General features: G+C 66.0%; 21 protein-coding genes. 13 read left to right on the top strand and 8 right to left on the bottom strand.

Annotated features, from left to right (window positions below):
• Position 1: 1 nt before the first annotated feature.
• Positions 2-829, bottom strand: coding sequence for an AraC family transcriptional regulator (locus tag ACW5IY_RS20540; protein ID WP_049435754.1), 828 nt, complete (start codon positions 827-829; stop codon positions 2-4).
• A 199-nt stretch (positions 830-1,028) separates the two neighbouring features.
• Between ACW5IY_RS20540 and ACW5IY_RS20535 the strand changes: the two genes are divergently transcribed.
• Entirely contained in the window at positions 1,029-3,431 is a 2,403-nt protein-coding gene (locus ACW5IY_RS20535; RefSeq protein ID WP_100049959.1) for a TonB-dependent receptor, read from the top strand.
• Positions 3,431-4,732, top strand: a complete 1,302-nt coding sequence (locus tag ACW5IY_RS20530) for an aminotransferase class V-fold PLP-dependent enzyme (protein ID WP_049435752.1) — start codon at positions 3,431-3,433, stop codon at positions 4,730-4,732. Before ACW5IY_RS20535 ends, ACW5IY_RS20530 begins: the two co-directional genes overlap by 1 nt.
• Positions 4,733-4,955: 223 nt before the next feature.
• On the opposite strand, the gene ACW5IY_RS20525 is transcribed toward ACW5IY_RS20530, so the two are convergent.
• Genes ACW5IY_RS20525 through ACW5IY_RS20510 form a run of 4 tightly spaced genes read right to left on the bottom strand, consistent with a single transcriptional unit; the run spans position 4,956 to position 8,828 of the window.
• The gene (locus ACW5IY_RS20525; RefSeq protein ID WP_049435750.1) at positions 4,956-6,470 is read right to left on the bottom strand and encodes an aminotransferase-like domain-containing protein; all 1,515 of its coding nucleotides are present in this window, start codon (positions 6,468-6,470) and stop codon (positions 4,956-4,958) included.
• 9 nt (positions 6,471-6,479) lie between these two features.
• Positions 6,480-7,079, bottom strand: coding sequence for a DUF6436 domain-containing protein (locus tag ACW5IY_RS20520; protein ID WP_049435748.1), 600 nt, complete (start codon positions 7,077-7,079; stop codon positions 6,480-6,482).
• A complete protein-coding gene (locus tag ACW5IY_RS20515) occupies positions 7,079-7,357 on the bottom strand; it encodes a hypothetical protein (RefSeq protein WP_239682895.1) in 279 nt (92 codons plus the stop codon). The genes ACW5IY_RS20520 and ACW5IY_RS20515 overlap by 1 nt, the downstream gene beginning before the upstream one ends.
• 55 nt (positions 7,358-7,412) lie before the next feature.
• Positions 7,413-8,828 carry an aminotransferase-like domain-containing protein gene (locus tag ACW5IY_RS20510; protein WP_049435747.1) on the bottom strand — a complete coding sequence of 472 codons (1,416 nt, stop codon included), beginning with the start codon at positions 8,826-8,828 and terminating at the stop codon, positions 7,413-7,415.
• 181 nt (positions 8,829-9,009) lie between these two features.
• Here ACW5IY_RS20510 and cyoA point away from each other — a divergent pair, with 181 nt between their 5' ends.
• From cyoA to ACW5IY_RS20485, 5 genes are all read left to right on the top strand, one after another.
• The gene (gene cyoA, locus ACW5IY_RS20505; RefSeq protein ID WP_049435746.1) at positions 9,010-9,915 is read left to right on the top strand and encodes a ubiquinol oxidase subunit II; all 906 of its coding nucleotides are present in this window, start codon (positions 9,010-9,012) and stop codon (positions 9,913-9,915) included.
• Between the two features lie 5 nt (positions 9,916-9,920).
• The gene (gene cyoB / locus ACW5IY_RS20500) at positions 9,921-11,897 is read left to right on the top strand and encodes a cytochrome o ubiquinol oxidase subunit I (RefSeq protein WP_049435745.1); all 1,977 of its coding nucleotides are present in this window, start codon (positions 9,921-9,923) and stop codon (positions 11,895-11,897) included.
• Positions 11,894-12,529: a cytochrome o ubiquinol oxidase subunit III gene (gene cyoC, locus ACW5IY_RS20495; protein ID WP_010482111.1), complete on the top strand. Its 636-nt coding sequence runs from the start codon at positions 11,894-11,896 to the stop codon at positions 12,527-12,529. The genes cyoB and cyoC overlap by 4 nt, the downstream gene beginning before the upstream one ends.
• A gap of 1 nt (position 12,530) precedes the next feature.
• Positions 12,531-12,863, top strand: a complete 333-nt coding sequence (gene cyoD, locus ACW5IY_RS20490) for a cytochrome o ubiquinol oxidase subunit IV (protein ID WP_005411473.1) — start codon at positions 12,531-12,533, stop codon at positions 12,861-12,863.
• A 143-nt stretch (positions 12,864-13,006) separates the two neighbouring features.
• A complete protein-coding gene (locus tag ACW5IY_RS20485; RefSeq protein WP_010482109.1) occupies positions 13,007-13,678 on the top strand; it encodes an SCO family protein in 672 nt (223 codons plus the stop codon).
• Positions 13,679-13,823: 145 nt separating this feature from the next.
• On the opposite strand, the gene ACW5IY_RS20480 is transcribed toward ACW5IY_RS20485, so the two are convergent.
• Entirely contained in the window at positions 13,824-14,417 is a 594-nt protein-coding gene (locus ACW5IY_RS20480; protein ID WP_043401240.1) for a S8 family serine peptidase, read from the bottom strand.
• A complete protein-coding gene (locus tag ACW5IY_RS20475) occupies positions 14,417-16,183 on the bottom strand; it encodes a S8 family serine peptidase (protein ID WP_010482107.1) in 1,767 nt (588 codons plus the stop codon). The genes ACW5IY_RS20480 and ACW5IY_RS20475 overlap by 1 nt, the downstream gene beginning before the upstream one ends.
• A 329-nt stretch (positions 16,184-16,512) precedes the next feature.
• Between ACW5IY_RS20475 and ACW5IY_RS20470 the strand changes: the two genes are divergently transcribed.
• Together ACW5IY_RS20470 and ACW5IY_RS20465 are read left to right on the top strand one after the other, a co-directional pair.
• The gene (locus ACW5IY_RS20470; protein ID WP_049435744.1) at positions 16,513-16,953 is read left to right on the top strand and encodes a DUF2231 domain-containing protein; all 441 of its coding nucleotides are present in this window, start codon (positions 16,513-16,515) and stop codon (positions 16,951-16,953) included.
• A complete protein-coding gene (locus ACW5IY_RS20465) occupies positions 16,946-18,256 on the top strand; it encodes a PQQ-dependent sugar dehydrogenase (protein ID WP_049435742.1) in 1,311 nt (436 codons plus the stop codon). Before ACW5IY_RS20470 ends, ACW5IY_RS20465 begins: the two co-directional genes overlap by 8 nt.
• A 90-nt stretch (positions 18,257-18,346) precedes the next feature.
• Here ACW5IY_RS20465 and ACW5IY_RS20460 read toward each other — a convergent pair whose 3' ends face one another.
• Positions 18,347-19,009, bottom strand: a complete 663-nt coding sequence (locus tag ACW5IY_RS20460; protein WP_049435740.1) for an exopolysaccharide biosynthesis protein — start codon at positions 19,007-19,009, stop codon at positions 18,347-18,349.
• A 149-nt stretch (positions 19,010-19,158) separates the two neighbouring features.
• On the opposite strand from ACW5IY_RS20460, the gene yidA reads away from it, so the two are divergent.
• The 4 genes from yidA (at position 19,159) to ACW5IY_RS20440 (ending at position 23,636) form a co-directional block, all read left to right on the top strand.
• Positions 19,159-19,992 carry a sugar-phosphatase gene (gene yidA, locus ACW5IY_RS20455; protein WP_049435739.1) on the top strand — a complete coding sequence of 278 codons (834 nt, stop codon included), beginning with the start codon at positions 19,159-19,161 and terminating at the stop codon, positions 19,990-19,992.
• Positions 19,993-20,511: 519 nt separating this feature from the next.
• Positions 20,512-22,830: a TonB-dependent receptor gene (locus ACW5IY_RS20450; RefSeq protein WP_049435738.1), complete on the top strand. Its 2,319-nt coding sequence runs from the start codon at positions 20,512-20,514 to the stop codon at positions 22,828-22,830.
• 95 nt (positions 22,831-22,925) lie between these two features.
• Positions 22,926-23,315, top strand: coding sequence for a hypothetical protein (locus ACW5IY_RS20445; protein WP_049435737.1), 390 nt, complete (start codon positions 22,926-22,928; stop codon positions 23,313-23,315).
• Positions 23,316-23,339: 24 nt separating this feature from the next.
• On the top strand, positions 23,340-23,636 hold the full coding sequence (locus ACW5IY_RS20440; protein WP_049435735.1) for a hypothetical protein: 297 nt from the start codon (positions 23,340-23,342) through the stop codon (positions 23,634-23,636).
• Positions 23,637-23,638: the final 2 nt, after the last annotated feature.

Below are 23,638 nucleotides of genomic sequence, written 5' to 3'. Positions count from 1 at the left end.
GTCAGTTGGGACGTTCGTCGACTGGCAGCCAGATCTCCACGCCGCCGTTGCCGGTGTGCTCATCGAATCGGGCGTCGTAGCATTCCAGATCCGGTGCATCGGCAAGGCTGAGGTTGGACGCAGGAAGATAATGATCCAGCAGCCAGAACCAGGTCGAGCGGATGGCCGAGATATGCCCACCATGCCAGGCCACCAGGTAGCGCCGCGCGGGTACACCCACGCGCTGCCAGTGCGCAGGCACATTGCGCAGCGAACTGACCGGCAGCGCGGCGACGTAGTCGAAGCCACCGTCGTCATCACTGTTGCAGCACACACCGAAACTGATCGGGGCCGGCGCCGGCCATTCGCGATTGAGCTGTGCCCACTGCCCGGGAATCGCACCGCCGCTGTCGCGCGTGTGGCGCATGCCGATCCCGGCCAGCTGGAACGCCGGGGTGTCGAGCAGGCGTGGTGCCTCACCGCAGGCCGCCGGTGCATCGTCCACGCGGATCGCCTGCACCAGTGCCAGTCCATCGGTGCCTTGCTCGCGCACCCGCTCGGGCGTCTGCCCGAACTGTTCACAGAAGGCGCGGGTGAACGCGGCATGGGTGGTATAGCCGGCCCCCAGCGCGACCTGCAGGATGTCGCCCGCACCGTTGGCCAATCGTTGCGCGGCAGCGGTCAGGCGCCGTCCCCGCAGGTAGCGCACCACCGAGGTACCGGTGCGGGCCTGGAACAGGCGTGAAAGATGGAAGGGTGACAGTCCCGCCGCAGCGGCGATATCGGCCAGTGCCAATGGCCGGTCCGCATGGGTTTCGATGTACCACAACGCCTTGCCCGCCGCGCTCATCTGCCTTTCCCCGAATCCAATGCCGGCACAGTAGCGGATCGGCAGGCGCGGCGCTTAGCAGTTCTTGCGCCTGTGCGCCATCAAGCTGTCGTACTGACGTCATGCCTCCTTCACACATCGGGCCGAGACTGCGCGCCTTGTCCAAGCCTGTTGTGTCCGCACAGGTGCTGGCCCTGTCGCGTCCTCCCGGAGTCCTGCTGTGCATCGTTCGAAGCTTTCGCGCTCCATCCTCCTTGCCCTTTCCATGGCCAGCGCAGGAGGCGCGATCGCAGCGGAGGCCGATGCGATCGACGCCGCAGGCGGTAGCCGTGCCGCGCCCACCCAGCTCGACGCGATGCTGGTCACCGGCACCCGCGCGTCCAACCGCACCCAGTTCGAAACGCTGGCGCCGGTGGACGTGTTCACCAAGGAAGACATCAGGTCCGTTGAATCCACCGACCTGAAGGACGTGCTGGCGCAGCTGGTGCCGTCGTTCGTGGTGCAGCGCCTGCCGATGGCCGACGGGCAGGTGTTCGTGCGTCCGGCCACCCTGCGTGGCCTGTCGCCGGACCAGACCCTGGTGCTGGTCAACGGTCGTCGCTTCCACCGCAGCGCGCTGCTCGGCAACCGTGGCGCGCAGGCCGCCGACCTGGCGCAGATTCCGACCAGTGCAATCAAGCGCATCGAGGTACTGCGTGATGGTGCGTCTGCGCAGTACGGCTCGGACGCCATCGCCGGTGTCATCAACATCATCCTCGAAGATGGTCCGGGCACCGAGATCACCGCCGGCTATTCGCAGTACGCGCAGGGCGACGGTGCCTCGCGCGACTTCAGTGCGCGCACCGGCTGGTCGCTGGGCGACTATGGCAGCCTGGTGCTGTTCGCCGAATCGTCCAACTCCGACGCCACCTCGCGCACCCGCCAGCGCCCCGATGCCATCGCCTTCCAGGCGGCCCATCCGGAGCTGGAGGTACCCAACCCAGTGCAGCGCTGGGGCCAACCGGAACTGGAGAGCCGCCGCGTCGGCTTCAACGTCAAGGCCAACGCCAGCGATACGCTGGAGATCTACGCCTTCGGCCTGTACAGCCACAGCGACGGTGTCAGCGATTTCAACTGGCGCAATCCCGATACCACCACCGGCGCTTATCGCACCACCGCGATCTTCCCCGGCTGGAACCTGCGTTCGATCTACCCGGTGGGTTTCAGCCCGCAGTACGGCAACGTCCAGAACGATCTGCAGCTGGTCGGCGGCCTGCGCGGTGAGATCACGCCCAAGCTGCGCTGGGATGTCAGCGCCTCGTACGGCCGCAATGCCATCGACTACAGCCTGAAGAACTCGATCAATGCTTCGCTGGGTCCGGCCAGCCCGACCGCGTTCGACCTCGGCCGCCTGACCCAGACCGAGAAGAACGCCAACGCCGACTTCAACTACGAGTGGGACGTGGGCGCGCTGTCCAAGCCGATCAACGTCGCCTTCGGTGGCGAGTTCCGCCAAGAGACCTACCAGGTGCGCGCTGGTGATCCGGCCTCGTACGCGGTGGGCCCGGGCGCGGCCGCAGGCCTGGAGGCCAACTCCAATGGCGCACCGGGCTTCTCGGCCAGCCAGGCCGGGCAGTGGAGCCAGCGTAGCAAGGCGGCCTATGTGGATATGGAAGTGCCTCTGGGCGAGCGTTGGAGCATCGGTGCGGCCAGCCGCTACGAGGATTTCTCCAGCTTCGGCAGCACGCTGGACGGCAAGCTCTCGGCGCGCTTCGCGATCACCCCGGACGTGGCCCTGCGCGGCACCGTGTCCACCGGCTTCCGTGCGCCGACACCCGCGCAGCTCAACACCACCAGCACCACCCAGGGGCTGGATACGCGCACGCTGCAGATCTTCACCAGTGGCCGCTTGTCGCCGAACGATCCGCTGGCGCAGCTGCTCGGTGCCAGGCCGCTGAAGCCGGAGGAATCGCGTACCGCGTCGCTGGGCCTGACCTGGCGCACCGACCTGGGCCTGTCCGGTTCGGTGGACGTCTACCAGATCAAGCTCACCGACCGCTTCAGCCAGTCGGCCAGCTTCGCCATTCCGGCCGGTACTCCCAACCCGCTGGGCTATACCTCGGTGAACTACTTCACCAACGACTTCGATACCACCACCACCGGCGTGGACGTGGTCGGCAATTACCTGCGCGATCTTGGCGCAGGCCGCATGACGTTGACCCTGGCCTACAACTACAACCGCACCCGCGTGGACAACGGCAGCACCTCGGTGGCCACCAACGAGACCCAGCGCGTGCTGTTCGAAGACCGCCTGCCCGAGCACAAGGGCAGCCTGACCGGCAGCTGGGATGTCGGCGCCTGGTCGCTGATGGCGCGCATGCGCTACTACGGTGCCTGGACTGATTCCAGCGGCAATGCGGTGGGCGACATCTACCAGCGCTTCGGTGCGATGAGTTTCCTCGACCTGGCCGTGGGCTATCGCATCAACGAGCATCACAGTCTGCGCGTGGGTGCGGACAACGTGTTCGACCGCTACCCGGATGAGGCCACCTTCCAGGCCAGCCGTGGCCTGGTCTACTCGCGTAATGCACCATATGACACCGACGGTGCCAACCTGTACGCACAGTACCGGTTGAGCTTCTGATGGACCCGGCCCGCCGCTCCCTGTTGCGTGCCGGCACCCTGCTGCCGGCCGCAGCCGCCCTGTCTTCACTGCCGGCCAAGGCGTCCGCGCGTTACGCTGCGCCCATGCAGATTCCCGCAACGACCGCGGCGCCGGACGTGCTGGCCCGCGATGAAGGCTACTGGGCCGCCGTGGCCAGCCACTTCGACATCACCGATGAAGTGAACCACCTGGAGAACGGCTACTGGGGCGCGATGGGCCGCGAGACGCTGGCCAGCTACCAGCGCCATACCGCTGAAGTGAACCGTGGCAACGCTTGGTACGGCCGTCGTGAGTTCCCGGCGCAGTACATGGCGGTGCAGCGGCAGGTAGCCGAACTGCTGGGCGTGGGTGCGGATGAGATCGCACTGACTCGGGGGGCCACGGAGGCGATGCTGGCGTTGATTGGCGGCTACAACCGCCTGCAGCCCGGCGACCAGGTGCTGTATGCCGACATCGACTACGACAGCATGATCGGCGCGATGCGCTGGCTGCAGCAGCGTCGCGGCGTGCAAGTCGAGCGTATCGCGCTGCCGGCGGTGCCGGACCACGCGCAGATCCTGCAGGCCTACGAGGCCGCATTCGCGCGGTTGCCGCGCCTGAAGCTGGTGCTGCTGACCCAGGTCAGCCATCGCCATGGGCTGGTGCTGCCGGTGGCGGAGATCGCCGAGCGTGCGCGCGCACGCGGTATCGATGTGATCGTCGATGCTGCGCATGGGTTTGGCCAGATCGACTACGCGGTGCCACAGCTGAAGGCCGATTTCGTTGGAATCAACCTGCACAAATGGATCGGTGCGCCGGTCAGCGTCGGCGCGATGTATGTGCGCAGGGGCCGCGTTGCGGACCTCGACCCGTACATGGGCGAGACCGACGACGGCCGCGTGGGCAGCCGCGTACACACCGGCACGGTCAACTTCGCCGCCTACCTGGCACTGCCGGAAGCGATCGCGCTGCACCAGCGCATCGGCGTGGCCAACAAGCAGGCGCGCCTGCGCTACCTGCGCGAGCGCTGGACGCTGCCGGCACGGCAGATGGCGCATATCGAAGTGCTGTCTTCGCCGGATCCGGCGCTGGCCAGCGCATTGGCCAGCTTCCGTTTGCGTGGGCGCACCAGCGTGGCAGACAACATGGCGCTGCAGAAGCGCCTGCTGGACGAGCATGGCGTGTTCACCACGCATCGCGACGGGTTGGACTCCGGCGCCTGCGTGCGGGTGACGCCGTCGGTGTTCACCCGGCCGCAGCAGATGGATGCGCTGGTGCAGGCGCTCTCCGCCCTGGCCTGACCCTGCTTTGGTAGGTGCCAACCTTGGTTGGCACATTCCAACCGTGCCGGGGAATCTTCCGCCGGCCAGCGGCCGGCACTACCGATCCTCCTCCAGCCTGGTGGGTGCCGACCGTTGGTCGGCACATTCCATCCACGCGTGGCGTGCACGGGCATTGCCAACCAAAGTTGGCATCTACCGAAGCGGGTCCCGTAGATCCACGCCCTGCGTGGATGCTCTTCGCCTACCGATCAATCGCTGGCAACGCATCCGACAACAACAACCGGTCAATCCGCCGCAGCGCACTTTCCAGCTGCCGTCGGTCCGCGGCCAGCCCCAGCGACAACCGCACGCCGCACTGGTGCGAGACCCCCGGCGGGCAGAACGCCGATGACGGCGCAATCGCCAGCCCCTGTAGCTGTGCGGTACGCACCAGCGTGGCGTCGGTCCACGGCGCCGGTATCCGGCACCACGCATGCAGGCCTTCCGCGCGCTGCAGCAGCGACGGTGCCAGCAGGTAGCGCGCCATGCGCGTGCGCTCGCGTGCCTCGGTGCGCACCTGGGCCAGCAGCGACTGGGCCGAACCATCCAGCAGCAGTTGGCTGGCCAACGCCGAGACCAGCGGATGCCCCATCAGTCGCGTCGCCCGCAACGCCGCCGTCATCGCCTCGGCATGCGCCGCGCTCGGGCAGCGCACGAACGCGGTGCGCAGGCCGGGGCTGATCACCTTGGACAGCGTCGCCACGTAGAACACATGACGCGGTGCCAGTGCCGCCAGCGGTGTAGGTGCATCTTCGGCAAGGTGCCAGTACGGATCATCCTCGATCGCCAGCAGGCCTTCGCTCTCCAGTACACGCGCCAGCGCCTCGCGCCGCTGCAGCGGCAGGGTCAGCGCGGTCGGGTTCTGGCAGGTGGGATTGAGATAGACCAGGCGCGCGCCGCTTTCGCGTGCCTGCCGCAGCAGCGCTTCAGGACACATGCCGTGTTCGTCGCCGTCCACCGGCAGCAGCCGCCGACCCAGTGCGGCGGCGGCCTGCAGCAGGCCCGGGTAGACCAGCGCATCGCAGAGGATCGTATCGCCATCGCGGCCCTGGCTGACCAGGATCGCGGCCAGCGCCACCTGTGCGCCTTCGGTCAGCAGCAGGCAGTTGTCAGCCACGACGCCCAGCATCGGCTGCAGCCAGCGCGCCGCGGCATGGCGATCAGTGGGGTTGCCACCCCCCAGGTGATAGGTCATCAGGTTCGGTGCGTTGCTGCGCGCAAGCACGGCGGCGGCACCACGGCGCAGCGTCTCCGCCAGCGCGTCGGCATCAGGCACCGGCGGCACGTTCATGCTCAGGTCCACCACCTGGTCGAAGCCGGCCTTGGGCGGTGCGATGAAACTGCCTTGTGGCCCGCGCGCTTCGATCAGGCCGCGCTTGCGTGCTTCATCGAAGGCGCGGGTGACCGTGGTCAGGTCGACGCCGAGCTGCTGCGCCAACGCGCGCTGCGAGGGCAGGCGCTGTCCGGGTGCGAGGCCGCCACGACGCACCGTGCGTTCCAGCGAATTGACGATGCGCAGGTAGATCGGCCCGTTGTGCGCGAGCACGTCCTGCACCCATTCGCGGGCTGCGACATCCGGTCGCGGCATGTACGGAGCATGTCGGGGCGTATCGTTGCTTCCAACGGCGGGAGCCTGTCCATAACCATCGGTCGGTTCGGACAGGTGACCGCCGTTGTTGTTTGCGGCGGCTACGTCGGCCAGCGTCAGTGATGTCATTGCGCGTCCTCAGCGCTTGGCCTGCCAGGGGCAGTAGCAGCCCACGGCAAGCAGTCCTTTCGGGCGTACGGTCTCACCACGTACCAGCTTGTCCAGCAGCGGTTCGACGAAACTGTTGGCCGAGTTGCAGACCATGCCGATGCTGTACGGGCCGGCGTACGCCAGATGGCCGTGCCGGTCCCAGATGGCTACGGCAGGGCTGGCCGGGATGTGGTCGATGCCATCGATGGTCGGCAGGTTGATCACCTTGTTGCGCAGCGGCTCGGGCAGCTCGCCCTGTGTACCCGGGCGGCGGATCGCATAGAAGTCGATGCCGGCGCGGCGATACATGCTGATCAGGTAGCTCAGGTGCGCACCGGTCTCGCGGTTGCACACGCCGCAGGCCGGGTCCCAGAAATGCACCACGCGGATGCGGCCGGTATCTCCGGCCAGATCGGCCGGCAGGCGCAGCTGCGAGTCGTCGAAGACGATGGCCTGTTCGGTGAACGTGGACTGCGCGCTGTAGCCGAAGTATTGCCACAGCGCAGCCGCCACGCCGGCCATGAACAGGCAGGCGAGGGCGATCATCGTCGGCAGCAGCCAGCGGCGACGCGGCGCGGCTGCGCCCATCAGGACGCGTCCCCGCCAAACTTGTGCACGTACTGCTTGCGCATCTCGCGGCAGGAGTCGGCCTGGGCGCGACGCTGGATCTCGCTACGCGACGGATCCTCGCTGCGCTGCAGGCACTGCTTGATGGCATGGCGTTCGGCGGCCTGTACGTCCACGGTCTGCGGCTGCAGGCAGACCCAGGCCAGCGCGGCCAGCATCAGCACAACAAAGCCACCGCACCCGGCCATCACCAGGTGGAACTTCAGTTTCTCGGCGCGCATCGATGCACGTCCCTTCATCCATACATTGCATACAAAATATCATCTTGTATGGATGTCGTGCCACGTGGATGGCTCAAACGATGGCGTTATGCCGGGCCTCGGGGGCTTCAGACAGGATCTCGTTCAGCTTGGCCAGCGCCCCGGCCAGCGCGCCCTGGTCGACCGCGCCGCCTAGCGACAGGCGGATCGCGTTGCCCGGCGGCGGTTCTTCCACGCTGAAGGCGTCGGAACTGGCGATGCCCAGCCCCTGCTCCTGTGCGGCCTGGATCAGCCGGTACTGGTCCAGCCGCGGCGGCAGCGGCAGCCACACGTGCAGGCCGGCCGGGTGCGCCCGCGCGCGGGACGGCAGGTACCGGGCAGCAATGGCCTGGCGCTCGCGCAGCTCCTGCTGGAAGCGCAGCACCATGTCCTGGGCCTGGCCGCTGCGGATCCACTGCGAGGCCACCGCCACCATCGACTGGGTCGGCATCAGCGCGATGGCGCGCAGCGCGTCCAGCACCGGTTCCATCGGCTCGCCGGCCGGTACCACCAAGTAGGCGGTGCGCAGGCCCGGTGCCAGGCACTTGGACAGGGTGGAGATGTAGTAGACCGGGCAGCCAGCGTGGCGGTGGGCGGCCAGCGGCGGCGCGGCGTCCCCAGCCAGCAACCAGTAGGGATCGTCTTCGATCACGGTCAGATCGTGTCGCTTCGCGACCTCCAGCAGGGTCTGCCGGCGTTGTGCCGACATTGTCGCGGTGGTCGGGTTCTGGATGGTCGGCACCAGGTACAGCAGGCGCGGGCGCCGCAGTTGGCAGGCCTCTTCCAATGCATCGGGCAGCATGCCTTCGGCGTCCATCGCCACCGGCACCACGCCCCGCTGCAGCACGCGCGCGGCCGCCAGCAGGCCCGGGTAGGTCAGCTGCTCGGCGGCGATCAGCTCGCCTGGCTGGGTACGGGCCAGGATCAGCGCGCACAGCGCGGTCTGCGCGCCGGGGCAGATCACTACCTGGTCGGCACCCACCGTGCCCAGCATCGGCGCCAGCCACTGCACCGCGGCGGCGCGGTCCTCGCGGGTGCCGGCGCCGACGTGGTAGCTCATCAGTTCACCCTGGCCCAGCTGCTGGCCCACGTGCTGGAAACCGGCCTCCATGCCCTGTGCAAAGGGCGCGCTGCCCAGCAGCGGCGGGATGTTCATGCTCAGGTCGACCGAGGTGCTGCGGTTGCCGGCCGACAGTGCGATGAAGGTGCCGCCGGCGCCCTGGGCGTCGAGCAGACCGGCCTGGCGCAGCTCGGCGAAGGCACGGGTGACCGTGGTCAGGTCCACGCCCACCTGCTGGGCCAGGTCGCGTTGTGGCGGAAGGCGGTCGCCCGGGCGCAGCACGCCGTCATCCACCGCCTCGCGCACCTGCTGGGCAATCTGCAGGTACAGCGGGCCGGCGCCCTCGCGGAAGGGGCGGACCCAGGTGCGATTGGGATGTTTCAGGCGGCGGCCGGCGGCAGGTGGCGTCATCGGTCAGATTTTTCCATACGTGCAGATGCACAAGTCCATACAATGATGTATCTTGTATGGGCTTGATTGGAGTGGTTCGCCTTCTTGTAGGCGGCCTCGTACCCACAGTGTAGCCGCTCCACGCCCGGGCGCTGCGCAGGCGAGCCGGTCAAGCGCGCTTCTTCAACAGGGTTGACCTCCAATGAATATCTGCTGGAACCGCATCCGCCTGGCGCTGGTCGCCCTGGCCTGCGTCGGCCTGTCGGGCTGTGACTGGGTGCTGCTGGATTCGAAGGGCATGGTCGGGCTCGCCCAGCGCGACCTGATCCTGATCTGCATCGGCCTGATGCTGATCGTGGTGATACCGGCCATCGTGCTGACCTTCGTGTTCGCGTGGCGCTACCGCGCCGGCAACACCAAAGCGAAATACATGCCTGACTGGTCGCACTCCACCAAGGTGGAGATCGTGGTCTGGGGCGTGCCGCTGATCATCATCGCGGTGCTGGCGGTGATCGTGTGGAAGTCGACCCACGAGCTGGACCCCTACAAGCCGCTGGACGTGGCTGGCGAACCGCTGCACGTGGACGTGATCGCCACCGACTGGAAGTGGGTGTTCGTGTACCCGGACCTGGGCATCGCCACGGTCAACCAGCTCAACTTCCCGGCCAATCGTCCGCTGGCATTCAACATCACCTCCAATTCGACGATGAATACCTTCTTCATCCCGCAGCTGGGTGGGCAGATCTACGCGATGGCCGGCATGCGCACGCAGCTGCACCTGATCGCCAACGAACCCGGCCAGTTCCGTGGCATGTCCGGCAACTACAGCGGGCATGGCTTCTCGAACATGAAGTTCATTGCCACTGCCAGCAGCAACGAAGACTTCGAGCGCTGGGTGGCCGAAGTGCGCAGCGCGCCCGACGCGCTCAGCTTCACGCAGTTCAAGGCGCTGGCCGCGCCGTCGAAGAACGCACCGGTGCAGCACTTCTCCAGTGTTGAACCGCTGCTGTTCAAGAAGGTCATCGACCAGTTCATCGGCGTCGGTGAGAACACCGCTGCTGCTACCCCGGCGGGCGCTGCCGGCGGTGCCCAGGTTTCCCAGGAGTAACGAACATGTTGGGTAAATTGACGTGGGAGGCCGTGCCGCTGCACGAGCCGATCGTCGTGGTCACATTGGCGGCCATGGTGCTGGGTGGCCTCGCGCTGCTCGGTGCGGTGACGTACTTCAAGCTGTGGGGCCCGCTGTGGCGTGACTGGTTCACCACCGTGGACCACAAGAAGATCGGCATCATGTACGTGGTGGTGGCGCTGGTCATGCTGGTGCGCGGCTTCGCCGATGCACTGATGATGCGCGCGCAGCTGGCCGCGGCCGGGCCGGGCAGTGACGGCTTCCTGCCACCGGAGCACTACGACCAGATCTTCACCGCGCACGGCGTGATCATGATCTTCTTCGTGGCCACCCCGTTCGTGGTCGGCCTGATGAACATCATCGTGCCGCTGCAGATCGGCGCACGCGACATGGCGTTCCCGTTCCTCAACGCCTTCAGCTTCTGGATCTTCGTGGTCGGCGCAGCGCTGATGATGATCTCGCTGGGCGTCGGCGAATTCGCCATGACCGGCTGGGTCGCCTATCCGCCGCTGTCGGGCATCGAGTTCAGTCCAGGCGTGGGTGTCGACTACTACATCTGGGCCTTGCAGGCGTCCGGCATCGGTACGTTGCTGACCGGCGTCAACCTGTTCATCACCATCCTGCGCATGCGTGCGCCGGGCATGACCCTGATGAAGATGCCGGTGTTCACCTGGACCGTGCTGGTCACCAGCGTGATCATCATCGCCGCCTTCCCGATCCTGACCGTGGCGCTGGGTGCGCTCACCCTGGACCGTTACCTGGACTTCAACTTCTACACCAACACGTTGGGTGGCAACCCGATGATGTACGTGAACCTGGTGTGGGCCTGGGGCCATCCGGAGGTGTACATCCTGGTGCTGCCGGCGTTCGGCATCTTCTCTGAAGTGACCGCCACGTTCTCGCGCAAGAAGCTGTTCGGCTACAAGTCGATGGTGGGCGCCACGCTGGCGATCGGCATCCTGTCGTTCATCGTCTGGCTGCACCACTTCTTCACCATGGGCTCCGGTGCCAGCGTCAATGCCTTCTTCGGCATCATGACGATGATCATCGCCATTCCCACCGGCGTGAAGATCTTCACCTGGCTGTTCACCATGTATGGTGGCCGCGTCGAGTTCAGCGTGCCGATGCTGTGGACCATCGCCTTCCTGGTCACCTTCACCATCGGTGGCATGACCGGCGTGCTGCTGGCCATCCCGGGCGCGGACTTCCTGCTGCACAACAGCCTGTTCCTGGTCGCGCACTTCCATAACACCATCATCGGCGGCGCGCTGTTCGGCTACCTGGCCGGCTTCGCCTACTGGTTCCCGAAGGTGTTCGGCTTCACCCTCAACGAGCGCCTGGGCAAGTGGTCGTTCGCCTGCTGGGTGATCGGCTTCTACCTGGCCTTCATGCCGCTGTACATGCTGGGCTTCATGGGCATGACCCGTCGCATGAACCAGTACGACAACCCGGCGTGGACGCCGTACCTGATCGCCGCCTTCATCGGCGCGCTGTTCGTGTTCGCGGGCATCATCCTGATGCTGGTGCAGATCTACGTGAGCGTTCGCGACCGCAAGCGCAACCTGGACCTGACCGGCGACCCGTGGAATGCGCGCACGCTGGAATGGGCCACGCCGTCGCCGCCGCCGTTCTACAACTTCGCGGTGGTGCCCAAGGCCGATGAGCTGGACGCCTTCCACGAAGCGAAGAAGCGCGGCCTGCCGCCGCCGCCGAAGACGTACGCGCCGATCCACATGCCGAAGAACACCGGCGTGCCGCTGATCCTCAACATCTGGATCCTGGTGCTGTGCTTCGCCCTGGTCTGGCACATCTGGTGGATGGCCGCGGCCAGCTTCATCGCGATGATCGTCACCCTGATCGTGCGGTCCTACGACGAGGACGTGGACTACTACGTCAGTTCCGAAGAGGTGGCGCGCACTGAAGCGGCCAACCTTGCCAAGCTGAAGGAGGTACGCGCATGAACCTGTTGACCCGCCCCGAGCTGGCCACCGGCACGCAGGCACACGAGGACCACCACGAACACGACCACAGCCACGAGCAGGGCGGCATGAAGGTGTTCGGCATGTGGGTCTACCTCATGTCCGACCTGGTGCTGTTCGGTTCGCTGTTCGCCTCGTACGCGGTGCTCAGCACCGCCTACGCCGGCGGCCCCACCGGCAAGGAGCTGTTCTCGCTGCCGTTCGTGATGGCGGAGACCTTCCTGCTGCTGGTCTCCAGCATCACCTACGGCCAGGCCGTACTGGCGATGCACCGCCACGACACCTCGGCGGTGCTGCGCTGGCTGGGCGTGACCTTCGTGCTCGGTGCCTCGTTCATCGGCATGGAGATCTATGAGTTCTCGCACCTGATCCACGAAGGCGCAGGCCCCAGCACCAGTGCCTACCTGTCGGCGTTCTTCGCGCTGGTCGCTACCCACGGCCTGCACGTGGCCAGCGGCCTGATCTGGATGGCCGTGGTGATGCACCAGGTCTACCGCCGTGGCCTGACCCCGACCAACATCACCCGCGTGTCGTGCCTGAGCCTGTTCTGGCACTTCCTGGACCTGGTGTGGATCTGCGTCTTCACCTTCGTCTACCTGATCGGAGCCTTCTGACATGGCCCACGTCGAAACCTCGCGCGCCGGCAATGCGCACGGCTCCACCAAGTCCTACCTGATCGGCTTCGTGCTGTGTGCGCTGCTGACCGTGGTGCCGTTCGCGCTGGTGATGAACCCGGTGCTGTCGCGGCCGCTTACGCTGTTCCTGCTGGTCGGCTTCGCGGTGGCGCAGATCCTGGTGCAGCTGGTCTATTTCCTGCACATGGACCGCAAGTCCGAAGGTGGCTGGAACCTGGCCAGCTTCGTGTTCACCCTGGTGATCCTGTTCATCATCGTCGCGCTGTCGGTGTGGATCATCTGGAGCATGCACTACCACATGATGATCAACTGACCGTGGCCGGGGTGATCGGCACGGATCGCGCGATCACCCCGGCACCTCAGCCCTCTTTTCCCCCAAGGGCAGGCCTGACCGAGACCCCGCCCGCATCTGCGTTGGTGGTACCCGTGAAGCGTCCTGCTGCTGTTGTCCGTTCGTTGTTCTCTCCCCGTTTCCGCCTGCCGCTGCTGGCAGGCCTGGCCATCGGCCTGCTGGCCGGCTGCAGTGCGCAGTCGCGCATGGACTTCTATTCCAAGGACATCGCCTGTGAAGAACTTGGCCAGCAGTGGTCGATGCCCGACAGCCACGGCACCGTGCGCGGCCCGAAGGACCTGCAGGGGCAGGTGACCTACCTGTTCTTCGGTTTCACCAGCTGCCCGGATGTGTGCCCGACCACCATGGTCGAGTTGAGCCAGGTGAAGCACCTGATGGGCAAGGATGCCGACCAGCTGCAGGTGGTGTTCGTCAGCGTCGATCCGGCGCGTGATACGCCGGAGGTTGCGCGCACCTATGTGGAAGCCTTCGACCCCAAGGCGATCGCACTGGTCGGCAACGAAGCGCAGTTGGCCGCGATGGCCAGCGACTTCAAGGCGTTCTACGAGAAGGAACCCGGCCAGGTGCCGGAGACCTACACCATGAGCCACATCGCCGGTGGCTACGTGTTCGACCGCCAGGGCCGCCTGCGCCTGTTCGCGCCCTATGGCATGCCGGTGGACAAGCTGTTCTCCGACGTGCAGCGCCTGCTGCTGGAACCGGCACATCCGGCGGCAGGCAATGACGCGCTGGCCAGCTGCAGCCGCAAGCACAGCGACACACTCGCCGCGCGCTGACGTCACCTCCACCGCTGTGGGTGCCGACCGTTGGTCGACACGTGATGCATGAATCCGGTGGGTGCCGACCGTTGGTCGGCACACCCTGACACCAATCCCCCGGCCGGCCAGGAGAGCCAACCGGCCGGGGGCACCACTCAACGCCTTACTTGGTTTCTTCCCACTGCACCACGTCCGGTTCGGCCGCCTTGATGCCGGCGGTCGACAGCAGCTTGGTGGTCGCATCCAGCGCCGCGTTCACCGACGGGTACTCCACAATCGCGCGGCCCGAGGCCTTGGATACCTTCACCACGGTGCCGCCGGTGGCGGTGGCCGCACGCTGGGCCGAGGCCGCATCGGTGAAGAACACCTTGACCCGCGAGGTCGCCACTACCGGCGCGCCATCGTTGGAGACAGCGGCCGCAAACTTGCTGGCACCGGCATCCGCACGTGCGGCCACACCGGTAGACGCATCGGTGGACCGCTTGCTGCGGGTGCCGACGGCCGCCGCGCTGGCATCAGCCCCGGTGGTGATCCGGAACTGACCGCCGCTGGCCGGCTGCACGGTTGCCGACGGCGCCAGCTGGAAGCGCGCGCCGCCCACATTGAACGAACGGCCGGTGGCCTCCGCCTTCAACTGCTGCGTGTCTACGGTCGACAAGGTCTTCGCCGGAGGTGTCTGGCCCGAACTCTGTGCCCAGGCGGTGGTGGTCATCGCCGCGAGGGCGAGGGTGCTCAACAGAATGGTCGTCTTCATCATCAGTGCCCCAGAACGCGGATCTTGAAGAATTCGAGGTTGCCACGCGATGCAGCGTTCGCGGCCTGCCCCAGGTCGGTGACTTCCAGCGTCCAGGTGCCCGTGGCGTTCTCATCCAGGAAGGCATTGCTGGACAGCAGGTCCCAGTTGGTGAAGTTGCGCTGGACACCATTGAGGCCAGAGCCGATCGCGGTGAATGCCGGCTGCACCACGCTGCGCGTGCCACTGGGCGAGACCAGCACGAACTGCAGCTGGCGGGTGTTGCTGTGATTGACCCGGAAGCCCAGCTGCACGCTTTCGATGTTGCGCGCGCCATTGGCCAGCTGGAAGGTCAGACGTGCAGCAGCGGCCGAGGTATTGCCGATGGCCACGGTGCGCGTCGTGTTGCGCCAGCCGCTGTCCACCAATGCACCCAGCGACTGGAAGTTCTCGGCGACCTCGACTGCACGGGCGGCGTTGACCACGCCGAAGCCGTACCAGTTGCTGTAGGCGCGGCCGGCGGCATTCACCGTCCAACCCGGCACCAGCACGCGGCCATCGGAGTGCGTGACCGCCGCCCGGTTCGGGTCATTGCGGGTGGCGGTGGTGGCCAGGATGTACTTCACATCGCGGTAGGACAGGTTTGGATTGGTTTCCAGCAGCAGTGCCGCCACGCCCGACACCATCGGCGTGGCCGCCGAGGTACCGTTCATCTTGCCGGTGTAGTTGCAGGTGCTGTCGATGGCGGACTGGTCGCCGTCCAATGTGTTGCGCAGGCTCGTATTCTTGTTGCTGCCCTGCGCGCAGCCGGTGACGTCGGTGGTGAGAATGGCCGGATCGTAGCGGATCGCCAGCTGCCCCGGCACGACCTGCCGCTGCCAGCCGTTCTCGCCGCCGAAGCCGGACACCCACAGCGCCGAGCCGGTGGACGAGTAGGACGAGCGCACGCCATCGGCGCGCACGGCGGCAACGGTGATCACGTTGAACAGGTTGTTGCGCGGATCGCGGCCGGCCGGAATGCAACCGGTGTTGCGGTTCTTGGTGTCTGCAGAGCAGATGTCGGTGCCATCCGAGCGTGCGCCGTTGTTGTGGTTGTTGCCGGCGGCTTTCACGTAGATGCCACCGCGCCCGCCACGGGTGCCGGACATGGCCTGCTCATAGGCGGTGATGTCGTTCTGGCTGTAGGCCAACGGCAGGTTGGGGTTGCCCGGGCTGGAGCCCCAGCTGTTGTTGAAGACCCCCACGTCGGCCACTTCGGCGCCGTCCCACCACGAGTACTCGATGTTGGAATTCGAGTTGCCCTGGGCATTGGATGCCAGGAAATTGAAGCCCTTGAGTGTGGCGGCCGAGGCCACGCCGCGCACGCCCAGGTTGTTGGCACCCACCGCACCGGCGATGCCGCCGACCATGGTGCCGTGATTGTCGCGGTCGGGATTGGACGGTGAAGGGTTGTTGCTCTGGTTGGCGAAATTCTTGCCCGCGACTGCCGCGACGTTGGCAGCCAGGTCCGGGTGCGCGATCTGCAGGCCGTCATCGACGATAGCGATGGTGACGCCCTGGCCACGGATGCCATTGCGGAACAGGCCATCCACGTTGAGATCGTTGCCGGCCACCGGCAGGGTATCGCCCAGTACGGCCTGCCCGGTGTTGAGCAGATGCCACTGACGCCCGGCCAGCGGATCGGCCTGCTGGGCCTGGGCGGTGACGGCCAGGCTGCCCAGCACCAGGGCAGTGGCAAGGGCCAGGCGCGCGGAGCGCGGTGGCGCGGAGCGTTGCGTGTGTCGCTTCATACACGAATCCTTCTGTTGTGAATCGGCATGGCAGGACGGCGGGGCGGAACTGCCCCATCGCAACGAGCCAAACGCGACACAACGAACAACCCCCTACCTCTTCACACACCCAATCTGCAGATGTGCCGATTGCGTCACAAACGCTTATGCCGCGGGGTAATGACGACTGCGCGTTCCTGTAGAGCCGAGCCCATGCTCGGCTGATCGGACGGTCCCGTGTGTAAAGCAGCCGAGCATGGGCTCGGCTCTACACAAGCAGTGTCATCGCGCGCCCTCACATCCGGCTGTGCTACTACAGCCCGTGCACCCTTCCGCGTCGGAGCACGATGATGGTCAATCCGCTCGCCCAGGCCCATCGCGGCCTTGGCACCACGCTGTTCAGCCTGTTGAACCCGATACCTTTCGGCTTCTTCGTCGGCGCACTGATCTTCGACGCGATCTATCTCAACAGCGCCGAGGTGATGTGGGGCAAGGCCGCCGCCTGGCTGATCACCTTCGGCCTGCTGATCGCCATCCTTCCGCGCCTGATCAACCTGTTCACGGTCTGGCGCCGCAACGGCACGGCCACCCGCATCGATCGCATCGACTTCTTCCTCAATCTGGTCGCAGTGGTGCTGGCCATCTGGAACGCCTTCGTGCACAGCCGCGACGCCTATGCCGTTGCGGTGCCAGGCACGATCCTGTCGGCGCTGACCGTGGCCCTGATCGCACTGGGCCTGATCCTGCTGTCACTGCAGCCGCCGGTGCTGCAGGGAGGTCGTCATGGTTAAGCACATCCTGCCCACCGTGGCCGCGCTGGCTCTGGCCGTCACCCTGTCGGCGTGCGCGGGCAAGGCCGAATACCACCCCACCGACCAGTCGGGTGCGAAGCCACCGCTGCCGGCACCGAAGAACTTCCTGATGCCGCCGATGCAGGTGCCACGCGGCGTGGGCTGGGCCGATGGCCAGTCGCCCACGGTAGCCGAAGGCCTGAAGATCGAGCGCATCGCCGCCAACCTGCAACATCCGCGGCGCCTGCTGACCCTGCCCAACGGCGATGTGCTGGTGGTGGAGGGCAATGGCCCCGGTGAGGAACCGGTGACCACACCCAAGCAATGGATCGCTGGCAAGGTGAAGGCGCGCTCGGGCAAGGCCGGCAAGGGTGGCAACCGGGTCACCCTGCTGCGCCGCACGCCGGGAACGAACACCTGGACCCAGCACGTCTACATCGAGGGCCTGAACTCGCCGTTCGGCATCCAGTTGATTGGTGACACGCTGTACGTGGCCAACACCGGCAACATCATGCAGTACCACTACGTGCCCGGCGAAACCCGCATGTCTGACAAGGGCCGCGAGTTCACCGACCTGCCCAGCACCATCAACCATCACTGGACCAAGGAGCTGCTGGCCAGCCGCGACGGCCGCAAGCTGTACGTAGGCGTGGGCTCCAACAGCAACATCACCGAGAACGGCCTGGCCGTGGAATACCGTCGCGCGGTGGTGCTGGAAGTGGACGTGGCCACCCGTGGCAGCCGCATTTTCGCCTCGGGCATCCGCAATCCCACCGGCCTGGATTGGGAGCCGAGTACCGGGAAGCTGTGGGCGGTGGCGAACGAGCGCGACGAGATCGGTGCCGACCTGGTGCCTGATTACTTGACCTCGGTGAAGGAAGACGGCTTCTACGGCTGGCCCTACAGCTACTACGGCCAGCACGTGGACGAGCGCGTGCAGCCGCAGCGACCGGATCTGGTAGCCAAGGCCATCACGCCCGACTACGCCATCGGCTCGCACGTGGCACCGCTGGGCCTGCTGTTCTACACCGGCCAGGCACTGCCGGCGCAGTACCACGGCGGCGCCTTCATCGGCGAGCACGGCAGCTGGGACCGTTCGCCACTGAGTGGCTACGAAGTGGTCTACGTAGCGTTCAAGGACGGCAAGCCGACCGGGCGGCCGCAGACCGTGGTCAGCGGTTTCGCCTCGAAGGACGAGAAGACCCTGATGGGCGCACCGGTGGGCATGGCCATGGATGCAGAGGGCGCGCTGCTGGTCGCCGACGACGTGGGCGACGTGGTGTGGCGGGTGTCAGCCAAGTAGTTCTGTAGAGCCGAGCCCATGCTCGGCTTACGCGCGCAGCGCGGGGATTTCCGTGCACCGAACGAATGGCAGCCGAGCATGGGCTCGGCTCTACAGTTCCGCGGTACTGCTGCGGAACCCGCTGAACACCGATTCGGCGGCAAACCCCACGCCGCCCAGCAGCACGCCGAAATACACCATCGTGGCCACCACGAAGCCGTAACCGGCGGCCACCGCCGCGCCATCGCGCTGGATGAAGCCAATCGCAAAGGACATCAGCGCCAACGCCGGCAGCGTGTTGCTGAAGGGAATCGGCCCGGCCGGCGCCATCAGCAGCAGGGTCGCGAACACCAGCATCAGGTTGTTCAGGCGCATCATCTTCTTCGAGCGCACCATCACCGCCAGCCGCATCGGCCGCGACAGCCGCTCCATGCGGTGCACCCACTTCAGCGCACGGCCCAGGTTGGCCTTCAGCTTGTCGGTGGCGATCTCGCGGCCCGCCAGCTTCTGTGGCACCCACAGCGGGCGGTTGCGCACGCGACTCAGGCCGATCAGCAGGATCGAGGCGCCAAACACGGTACTCAGCCCGGGAATCGACACCGGAATGATGAAGATGGCCGAGAGCAGGATCACGATCAGCAGCAGGCCCTCATCGCCCAGCGCGCTGAGCAGGGTGCCGACGCTCACCTGGTCGCCGGGCAGCTCGTCGATCATCTGCTCGATCTGCTGGGCCAGGGGCGCGCTGTCATTGGTTTCGGGGGCACGGTAGGTCATGCGTCGCAAGGTTCTCCAGGGAAGGGCGGTCAGCGGGCCGTCCTGCGGTGGGGGACGCACAGGCTCCCGCAGTATCCCGGCCAACGTGGGCAAAGAGGTGAACCGGGCATGAGGGGTTAAACTGGCGTGCCCCGCACGAGTTGAACGCAATGGACATGGGCCGCAGGCAATCGACCATCGAACTGGTCGCCATCGATATGGATGGCACCCTGCTGGACCCCACCCACACGCTCACCGCACGGGCCAAGCAGGCGATCGCACAGGCGCGCGCGTTGGGCGTGCACATCGTGCTGACCAGTGGTCGCCCGGTTCCGGGCCTGGTGCCGTTCCTGCACGAGCTGGGCATCACCGGCGACGACGACTACTGCATCGCCTGCAATGGCGGCCTGGTGCAACGCATCGGCACGCGCGAAACCGTGGTCGAGTATCCGCTCAGCTTCGACGATTTCCTGTTCTGCGAGCAGGTGGCCCGCGAAGTGGGCGTGCATTTCCAGGCGCTGGACAGCCAGCGCATGTACACGCCCAACCAGGACATCAGCTACTACACCGTGGCCGATTCGCATCTTTCGCGGATGCCGCTGTCCTACCGCCGGGTGGCAGACATGGACCCGTCGATGTCCTTCATCAAGCTGATGATGATCGACGCGCCGGACGTGCTGGATGCCGCCATCGCGCGCCTGCCCAGCGAGCTGACCGAGCGCTTCGCGGTACTGAAGAGTGCACCGTTCTTCCTGGAAGTGTTCGACCGCCGCGCCGGCAAGGGCCCGAGCCTGCAGAAGCTGGTCGAGCACCTGGGCATCGACCGCGCCAACGTGATGGCCATCGGCGACCAGGAAAACGACCTGACCATGCTGCAGTACGCCGGTACCAGCGTGGCGATGGGTAACGCCATTGATGCAGTGAAGGCGGTTGCCCGGTTTGAAACCACCAGCAATGCCGATGAAGGCGTGGCGCGCGCCATTGAGCGTTTCGTCCTGCAGTAACCACGCGTCCAGCTGCCCCGGTAGATGCCAACCTTGGTTGGCACACGCAGACCGTAAGCACCGACCAAGGTCGGCCTCTACCAGACCCCATTCGCCCCGGTAGGTGCCAACCTTGGTTGGCACACGTAGACCGTAGGCGCCGACCGAGGTCGGCCTCTACCACGCCTCATCCGCCCCGGTAGATGCCAACCTTGGTTGGCACACGCAGACCGTAAGCACCGGTCAAGGTTGGCCTCCACCACGCCGGGGCTATACCCACGTATAACCCACCCATCCCTATCGCCATTCGCGCTGTACCACCGCGCAATGGCGAATGCGGCAGTGCGATGCAAGAATTTCGCACGTCGAAATCACCCCACCGAATCCCACGGCAGATGATCGTCTTCGTCTGCTGACCGGCGCGCACTGCGTCGTCGCTCCCTCAACGCAATCGCATCGCCAGCCAGGGCGCCGACACCGGCGCTGCAACGCGCTGGGCGTGCGCCTGCGCCGCTCTCTCCCTGCACCCTGGATCTGCCCATGAACACCCCACCCACGACGCGCCTCGCCTTGGCCATCATCGCGGCCATCACCGCACCTGCGTACGCCGCAGAAACGCACGACGCTGCGCTCGACACGCCCACCACGCTCAATGCCCTGCAGGTCATCGCCACGCCGCGCGGTGCGGCCGTGGCACCGACCCAGGTGGTCGGTCCCAACCGCTACATCATCAAGGCCGAAGACCTCGACGCGATGGTCACCGGCAACAACGGCCTGGCCATGCTGAAGCAGGTACCGGGCGCCAGCTACACCGCCACCGACGGGCTGGGCCTGGATATCTCCGCCACCAGCTTGTTCGTGCGCGGCTTCCGCATGAATGAAATGGGCATCACCTTCGAAGGCGTGCCGCTGAACGACAACGGCTTCCTCTCGCTCACCGGCACCAGCGTGGTGAACGTGGGCGTGCCTGATGGCATCGGCGCGATCACGGTCAGTCCCGGTGGCGCACCGGTCAGCGTGTTCTCCAGCAGCGTCAACGGCGGCAGCCTGGAATACCGCCTGCGCAACCTGCAGGACACGCCCAGCCTGCGCGTGAAGCAGGGTTTGGGCAGCAACAACACGCTGGTCACCACCGTGTCCGGGCAGAGCGGCCAGCTCGGTGAGCACGGCCCGAAAGTACTGGTCGACCTGCAGCGTGTATCGGCCGACAAGTACCAGGGGGAGGGCACCCAGAACTTCCTGCGCGGCGACCTGAAGCTGCAGCAGGACGTCGCCTGGGGTGACTTCACCGTGTTCCTGTCCGACAGCAAGGCCAAGGTCTGGGGCTACAACAACATCTCCTTCGACATGATCCGCAAGCTGGGCTGGAAGGCCGACATCTTCTATCCGGACTACGCCTGGGCCTGGTACGTGGCTTCGCCGGAGAATGCGGACAAGTCCTGCGGCGCCTACACCTGCGGTGAGCTGTCCGAACTGATTCCGTACGACACCGGCCAGACCACCCGCGACCGCGTGTCCTCGATCAACCATCGCTTCCAGATCACACCCGCACTGCGCGGCAACGTGCAGCTGTACAACGCCAACAGCCACACCCAGGCCACGCTGACCGACCCGACCGTACCGTCGCCCAACGGCGCGCCATTCTCCGAACAGGTGCAGACGCCGCGCCTCAACCGGCTGGGCGGCATGCTCAACCTGCAGTTCGAGACCGGCGCGCACACCTTCACCGCCGGCTTCTGGCAGGAGAAGAGCAAGGCTGCGGCCAAGACCGAGTGGTACCAGCAGCCACTGCTGGGCGAGGGCCCGCCGCTGAAGGCCACCGGTCCGTTCGATGTGTACGGTCCGGCGTTCAAGACCGACAACGCATCGAGCTGGGTGACCCGCTCGCGCCAGTTCTACCTGCAGGACGACATCGTGTTGAACGACACACTGAAGCTGGGTGTCGGCTTCAAGGCTGTGGACTTCCGCACCCGCGGTGGCGGCCTCGGCAATGCCGAGGATCGGCCGGTGAACGGTACGCTGCGCGCGAAGAGCAACTTCCTGCCGCATGTCTCGCTGTTCTGGAGCCCGACTGAATCCACCGACGCCTTCATCGACCTGGCCAACACCATGAACGGCTACCGCGTCGCCCAGCGCGGCAACATCGGCTACACCGCCTCGGCGTGGACCATCACCGACCAGGAGGAGTTCGACCGCGTGGCCGGCACGCTGCGCCCGGAAAAGAACTGGAACCTGACCGTGGGTGCATCGCACCGCTTCGATCGGCTGACGATCACCGGCGACGTGTTCTACAACGACATCCGCAACCGCCTGCTGTCGGCCGCCATCGGCACCCAGTTCGCGCAGATCAACACCGTGCGGTTGATGCCGAAGATGCATGTGATCGGCGCAGACCTTGGCATCACCGCCGACCTGACCGACCACCTGCAGTTCTACCAAGGCGTGGCCGTGGCCCGTTCGTACTACGACAGCGATTTCGTAGTGGGCGAGACCGTGTACCCGATCAAGGGCAATGCCCAGCCGGGCTACCCGCAGATCTCGCTGGTGAGTGACCTGTCCGCGCACTTCGGTGACTGGCGCTTCGGTGCCACCAGCACCTCGTACCTGCGCCAGCCCTTCACCTACGAGAATGACATCCGCGTGCCGACCTTCTGGCAGGTCAACACCTATGCCGCGTATCGGTTTGGTGCGGACAGCGTAGTGCCAGGGCTGGAACTGCGGCTGGACGTGAGCAACCTGTTCAACCGCCACAACATCGGCACCGCCACCATCGCCGGCTCGTCGTTCTCTGGGGATTACCAGACCCTGCAGCGCAGCGCGCCACGGCAGCTGATGTTCAGTACCTCGATGACCTTCTGAGTAGATCCACGCCATGCGTGGATAGCTGACCCCTGCCAGAAACACGCCTTGCGCAATCAACAGGGATTTTCTGGCGGCGACGCAAGGTTCCCACAATGTTGCTGGGTCATGCTGTCGGCATGGCTCAGTACAACCCGCGATCACCGTTGTTCGACATCCGGAGCCCGGGACGGCCCCGGCAGGCGCCGTCCGTGACGCCTGTGATCGACCTGCAGGCCGAGTACCAGTTCTGGCACGTGTACGAGCGCGTGGTCCGTCCGTTGCCCGGTGGGGGGCTGCGGCTGGCCTGGCTGGTGTGCCAGAAGGTGTACCGGGACCGGTGGCAGCACCCGTACGACAGCGACGAGGCGGCGTTGTCGCGGGTGCTGTTTGGCGGGAACATGACGGCTGACCGGGCGTCGGAGCTGGCGGAGCTGCACGCGCTGGTCAGCCGTCGGGTGGCGTTGCTGGCGAAGCGGGGTGTACTGTTCGGACGCGGCCACTGAGCCGCGAATCTGCCGAGAGTTCCGATGGTTCTTCTTCCGGGGCAGTACCGCATCCTGGCGTATCGCGGATTCCATGACCTGCCGCGAATGATGCTGGTAACCGATAGCGCATCAAAGCGCTGGGTGCTTGACTGTCCGTTCGAGGACGAACGGGATGACTACGCGCGGGTGTATCGCATTCACGCCGTGGATACTGATATCGCGGGGCCTTCGGAGGTATGGGAGCGTCACACTCTTGGGCTACTGCCCGACATTGGCGCCCTTTCAGTGAATAGCCTGCAGTTTGACGAGACGAGGCGCGCCTTCTTCATCCTGATGTGATC

This window comes from Stenotrophomonas sp. C-A (assembly GCF_054030835.1).
The sequence above is the reverse complement of the archived record's forward strand: the minus strand, read 5'-3'. Positions and strand labels throughout refer to the sequence as shown.

Coding starts and splice junctions, on each gene's coding strand:
- cyoB (WP_049435745.1), top strand. CDS start 9,921: ATGTTGGGTAAATTGACGTGGGAGGCCGTGCCGCTGCACGAGCCGATC.
- ACW5IY_RS20520 (WP_049435748.1), bottom strand. CDS start 7,079: ATGGGCGCAGCCGCGCCGCGTCGCCGCTGGCTGCTGCCGACGATGATC.
- ACW5IY_RS20530 (WP_049435752.1), top strand. CDS start 3,431: ATGGACCCGGCCCGCCGCTCCCTGTTGCGTGCCGGCACCCTGCTGCCG.
- ACW5IY_RS20480 (WP_043401240.1), bottom strand. CDS start 14,417: ATGATGAAGACGACCATTCTGTTGAGCACCCTCGCCCTCGCGGCGATG.
- cyoA (WP_049435746.1), top strand. CDS start 9,010: ATGAATATCTGCTGGAACCGCATCCGCCTGGCGCTGGTCGCCCTGGCC.
- ACW5IY_RS20465 (WP_049435742.1), top strand. CDS start 16,946: ATGGTTAAGCACATCCTGCCCACCGTGGCCGCGCTGGCTCTGGCCGTC.
- ACW5IY_RS20510 (WP_049435747.1), bottom strand. CDS start 8,828: ATGACGCCACCTGCCGCCGGCCGCCGCCTGAAACATCCCAATCGCACC.
- cyoC (WP_010482111.1), top strand. CDS start 11,894: ATGAACCTGTTGACCCGCCCCGAGCTGGCCACCGGCACGCAGGCACAC.
- cyoD (WP_005411473.1), top strand. CDS start 12,531: ATGGCCCACGTCGAAACCTCGCGCGCCGGCAATGCGCACGGCTCCACC.
- ACW5IY_RS20525 (WP_049435750.1), bottom strand. CDS start 6,470: ATGACATCACTGACGCTGGCCGACGTAGCCGCCGCAAACAACAACGGC.
- ACW5IY_RS20475 (WP_010482107.1), bottom strand. CDS start 16,183: ATGAAGCGACACACGCAACGCTCCGCGCCACCGCGCTCCGCGCGCCTG.
- ACW5IY_RS20515 (WP_239682895.1), bottom strand. CDS start 7,357: ATGAAGGGACGTGCATCGATGCGCGCCGAGAAACTGAAGTTCCACCTG.
- yidA (WP_049435739.1), top strand. CDS start 19,159: ATGGACATGGGCCGCAGGCAATCGACCATCGAACTGGTCGCCATCGAT.
- ACW5IY_RS20450 (WP_049435738.1), top strand. CDS start 20,512: ATGAACACCCCACCCACGACGCGCCTCGCCTTGGCCATCATCGCGGCC.
- ACW5IY_RS20460 (WP_049435740.1), bottom strand. CDS start 19,009: ATGACCTACCGTGCCCCCGAAACCAATGACAGCGCGCCCCTGGCCCAG.
- ACW5IY_RS20540 (WP_049435754.1), bottom strand. CDS start 829: ATGAGCGCGGCGGGCAAGGCGTTGTGGTACATCGAAACCCATGCGGAC.
- ACW5IY_RS20445 (WP_049435737.1), top strand. CDS start 22,926: ATGTTGCTGGGTCATGCTGTCGGCATGGCTCAGTACAACCCGCGATCA.
- ACW5IY_RS20470 (WP_049435744.1), top strand. CDS start 16,513: ATGGTCAATCCGCTCGCCCAGGCCCATCGCGGCCTTGGCACCACGCTG.
- ACW5IY_RS20440 (WP_049435735.1), top strand. CDS start 23,340: ATGGTTCTTCTTCCGGGGCAGTACCGCATCCTGGCGTATCGCGGATTC.